The 4,373-nt window shown below is 45.1% G+C and carries 4 protein-coding genes; 3 read left to right on the forward strand and 1 reads right to left on the reverse strand.

Annotation, left to right across the window (positions count from 1 at the left end; all coding sequences use genetic code 11):
* The first annotated feature begins 75 nt into the window (after positions 1–75).
* From hpsU to QT974_RS31680, 3 genes are all read left to right on the forward strand, one after another.
* Positions 76–756, forward strand: a complete 681-nt coding sequence (hpsU, locus tag QT974_RS31670) for a hormogonium polysaccharide biosynthesis acetyltransferase HpsU (RefSeq protein WP_333472342.1) — start codon at positions 76–78, stop codon at positions 754–756.
* A gap of 83 nt (positions 757–839) precedes the next feature.
* Positions 840–2,318 carry a mechanosensitive ion channel domain-containing protein gene (locus QT974_RS31675; protein WP_333472339.1) on the forward strand — a complete coding sequence of 493 codons (1,479 nt, stop codon included), beginning with the start codon at positions 840–842 and terminating at the stop codon, positions 2,316–2,318.
* Between the two features lie 10 nt (positions 2,319–2,328).
* On the forward strand, positions 2,329–3,489 hold the full coding sequence (locus QT974_RS31680) for a flagellar assembly protein H (RefSeq protein ID WP_333472340.1): 1,161 nt from the start codon (positions 2,329–2,331) through the stop codon (positions 3,487–3,489).
* Between the two features lie 102 nt (positions 3,490–3,591).
* On the opposite strand, the gene QT974_RS31685 is transcribed toward QT974_RS31680, so the two are convergent.
* Positions 3,592–4,373: hypothetical protein (locus QT974_RS31685; RefSeq protein ID WP_333472341.1), on the reverse strand; the 782-nt coding region annotated here is incomplete at its 5' end.

Consider the following 4,373-nt stretch of genomic DNA (forward strand, 5'->3'; position numbering starts at 1 on the left):
TTCGGAATGCGAGTCCTTCATGGATGCGGACTCGCATTCCGAACGATCGAACCAAAATTCATATATTTTAGTTACATGACTTATCCTCAGCCAAGTCCCGATCCGGAACCGCTACCTTCTATCGCTAATTCCCCAGATATTACAATCAATTCTCTCCCAATTAGCGAGAGTCAGTCAAATTCTTTTACAGGCGAATCTTTAATTGATTTGCGGCTGTACAACCAGTCAAATTTCGATCGCGGAAGGCCTGGTTGGCTAATTTTGTGGTGGTGGTTCGTGCAGGCGATCGCATTTCCCCTCACTCCACACCCTTGTAATAGCATCAGAAGCGGCTTGCTGCGGTTATTTGGAGCAAAAATAGGTCGCGGTGCGGTGATTCGCCCTACAGCTCGTTTTACCTATCCCTGGAAAATTGAAATCGGTGATTGCAGTTGGATTGGCGATGATGTTGTATTGTACAGTTTGGATAGAATTGCGATCGGCAAACACTGCGTCATTTCTCAAAAAAGCTACCTCTGCACCGGCACTCACGACCCCCAAGACCCAGCCTTTAGCTTAATCACAGCACCTGTTATCATTAATCATGGCGTTTGGATTGCCGCCGACTGCTTCATCGGCGCCGGTGTCGAAATCGGTGCTAATGCTTTAATTGGAGCTCGCAGCAGCGTCTTCAAAAATATGCCAGCTAGCTTTGTTTGCACAGGAACACCCTGTCATCCCCGCTATCGGCGAGAAATCAAAACAGTTAGTAGTTAGGACTTCCGTCCTTTCTTACCCAACTTCGCCGATAAATATTAAGCTTGTCTATCGAGCCATATATTTACTTAATTCACCACAAAATGACTGTAAATACAATCCCCCAAGAATTACTCACAAATATCTCTCAAGTCTTTACATCTACCTTATTTAAAATAGGGGATAATCCTGTATCGCTGCGGTCACTTGGGGAACTGATTGTATTGTTCATGGCTGTCCTCGTTATCTCGCGAGCTTTTACGGACTTTCTCAAGGAACGCTTGCTCGTGCGATTGGGAATTGACGAGGGAAACCGGGAAGCAATCGCCGTAATCTTGCGCTATTTGATAGTAGCTTTGGGAGTTATTGCTGCCATCCAAAGCATCGGCTTTAACCTCGCTTCTTTGGCAGTAGTCGCGGGGGGATTGGGCGTGGGAATTGGCTTCGGAATACAGGATTTAACAACTAATTTTGTCAGCGGCTTAACGCTGCTTTTAGACAGACCTGTGAAAGTCGGAGATTTTGTGGAATTAGAAGGATTGATGGGAATTGTCAAAAAAATCTCGATTCGATCGACGATTATCACTACCAACGACGACTCCAGCGTCATAGTTCCCAACAGTACCATGATTAGCAACAAAATTGTTAACTGGAGTTACGAAAATCCGCTACTCTGTCTGCGACTATCCATCGAAGTAGCGGAGAATAGCAACCCGCTGTTAGTGACAGAAACTCTGCTAAATATTGCTTATGCAGAAGCCGGGGTTTTGTACGAACCAAATCCGAAAGTATTATTTGTTGAGTTTGGCGATGATAGTTTTAAATTTGAGCTGTTAGTTTGGACTGACAGGCCGACGGAAAGGGAAGTAATTAAAAGTTCGTTGAATTTTGCGATCGAGTACAATTTCCGCCACCAGGGCATCGATTTTCCGTTTAATGACCGAGAAATTTCTTTGAAAAATCCAGAAAGTTTGTTGTCGGTTTTAAATCAAAAGGAAACTGCAATCGCTCCGAGAAAAATAGCTAAAAAAAGTCCAAAAATGCCAATACTGGCAGAGTCAGCCAAAAAGCAACAGTCACTTAGCGGTTTGCTGCGAGAGGTGCAATACTTTGAAACTCTGACGGATCTAGAATTGCGGCAATTGATTGAAGTTGGATACCGCCAAAGGCTGCGCCCGCAAGAATTCTTGTTTCGCGAAAATGACCCCGGAGATGCTTTTTACCTCATACTTTCAGGTTCGGTTGAAGTTTTTGTCGAAGCTATTGACAAACACCTGAACAACCTCGGTACGGGTCAGTTTTTGGGGGAACTTTCTTTGATGTTGGGAATCCCCAGAACTGCTTCGGTGAGAGCTTTGGAAGAAACAATTTTGTTTGCAATCAATAAGGAAGGTTTCCAGAAAGTTTTAACTGAACGACCGGATTTATCCGAGCAGATTATTCAAGAAATAGTCAAACACAAAGAAGAGTTAAGCGAGAGACAGCAGCAACTTCGAGAAATGGAATTGGTAGATGCAGCAGAAGACGATGAAAATCCTGTAGAATGGGTGAGGCAACGCCTGAAAAAATTATTTAGTGTCTGAAATAATTTATATGACGCGATTCATTCACGATTTATTTGCCAAAGAATATCTGGAGGAATTTCTGTCGCCGATCGGAACTGTCGATATCGGTAAAGATGTGACTTCTGAAGTCCGAGAAATCGATGTTTATTTCACTCCCGGCACCGCCATCCCTGAATACTCGGAAACGCTGGGATTGTTGGGAAAAATGGCAAGCACGACGGCAATTTTTGAACCTTTTCGCAATCCGGCAAGCATCAACGAAATTTGTACCTGTCTGGGCAAGTTATTGGACGTGCGCGGCGAATTGGAACGCAAATTCAGACGAGAAAATACTCGCTATGATGACGATCGATTACCGAGGCTGTGGATTCTGATGCCCACGGCATCGAAAGCTGTGGTAGATAGTTTTAATGCGATACCGGATACGGAGAATTGGGTGCCGGGAATCTATTTTTTGGGCGCCTCCTTGCGTACCGCCATTGTGGCGATTCACCAGTTGCCGGAAACTCGTGAAACCCTGTGGTTGAGGATTTTAGGTAAAGGGGGAGTGCAGCAGCGGGCGATCGCCCAATTGACTTGTTTAGCAACGGACGATCCGTTACGGATGATTGCGCTAGAATTGCTATATCGGCTACAGTCAAATTTAGTAACTGAAATCCAACAGGAATTAGAGCCAGAAGAGCGGGAGTTAATTATGGCAATTGCACCACTTTTTCGAGAACAATTAGAAGCAGCACAGCAACAGGGACTGGAACGGGGACTAGAACAGGGACTAGAGCGAGGACTAGAACAAGGCTTAGAACGGGGGCTAGAAGAGGGATTAGAACGAGGTAGACAAGAACAAAAGCGCTTAATTTTAGAGAACTTTCTGCGAGTTAGATTTGGAGAATTAATTCCAAAAATGACAGTTTTTCTATCTCCAATATCCAAGTTGCCGGCGGCGGAATTTACAATGCTGTTGCTGGGATTGTCGATGGTGACAGTCGATGACGCAGGGCGCGAATCTGCGGTTAAATTGTTGGCTGAAAGTGTCTTGCAGGTGCGATCGCCCGAATTGGGCGATCGGCTACCAACAGCGGTGACTAATTTATTGGCATTGCCGATCGCAGAAATGACATTGTGTGTAGAACAACTGCCGCAGCTATCGGCTGATGAATTGAGGCAAAGGTTAGGTGAAGCATCTCAGTAAAATTTGCGATCGATGTGAACCCTGTACAACGCGCTTGTCCAACATTTTTAAATAGGATTGACGCTCGTGCTGGGTTTCGTTCCTGGGCCCAACCTACACAAACTACTGCGCGCGACGATTCATCCCATCAGCTAGCAACTGTGCTTCCTCTCGATCTCCATCGCTACCATCCCAACCACCAGTGGTATGCCTCAATTGAAAAATCACAATTGGATTTTCGACTAGCTCTACTCTCCAGTTTTCCAAGCGGGAACTCGGGCAGACAATCGAGATAAATTTGTGAGTATCCCGTTGCAATCCTACAACATAAGGACGCTCATAGCCATCTCCAGACCAGCGACGACAAGGATAAACCGCACTTCCTGGCTCAAAATGCTTAGATCCGCGAATCTCGATGCCTTTCATTGAGTAGGTGGCATTTTTGACATTAGCGACTAAACTCCAGACAGGATGCAGCGGCGGAATAATCTGACTATTTATACCTGTCGGCAGGCTCTTGAGAATATTTAAGTCGGACACGATCGCAACGGATACTTTCAGTTTACCGTTGTTAAGATGGCTGGGAATAGACGTTTTAAACGATCGATCTATCCGATCCTGCCACTTCTGTCGCCACTCGTAGAGGCTATTTGCAATCTGCACGTACTTCTCTCGATCAGTTTGAGGAATCCAGATCTGTACCGTTCCAGGGGAAACCCCAGTCAATCTGTGTTTGATCCACTGAAACGTGCGGTACAGGGTTCTCCTGCATCCTTGGTGTAAAATGTAGCAAATCATACTAAAAATATGAGGTCTGAGCATTGAAACCCTTGATAATGCTAGACTATTAGCTGCTATACAAATACTAGACAAGTCTAGACATTTGCTTCTTACTTCATCGGGAG

It is taken from the genome of Microcoleus sp. BM001215392, from assembly GCF_036700185.1.
Lineage (GTDB): Bacteria > Cyanobacteriota > Cyanobacteriia > Cyanobacteriales > Microcoleaceae > Microcoleus.

Bases quoted from the DNA above. Each gene is read 5' to 3' on its own strand.
- hpsU (WP_333472342.1), top strand. From the start codon at position 76: ATGACTTATCCTCAGCCAAGTCCCGATCCGGAACCGCTACCTTCTATC.
- QT974_RS31675 (WP_333472339.1), top strand. From the start codon at position 840: ATGACTGTAAATACAATCCCCCAAGAATTACTCACAAATATCTCTCAA.
- QT974_RS31680 (WP_333472340.1), top strand. From the start codon at position 2,329: ATGACGCGATTCATTCACGATTTATTTGCCAAAGAATATCTGGAGGAA.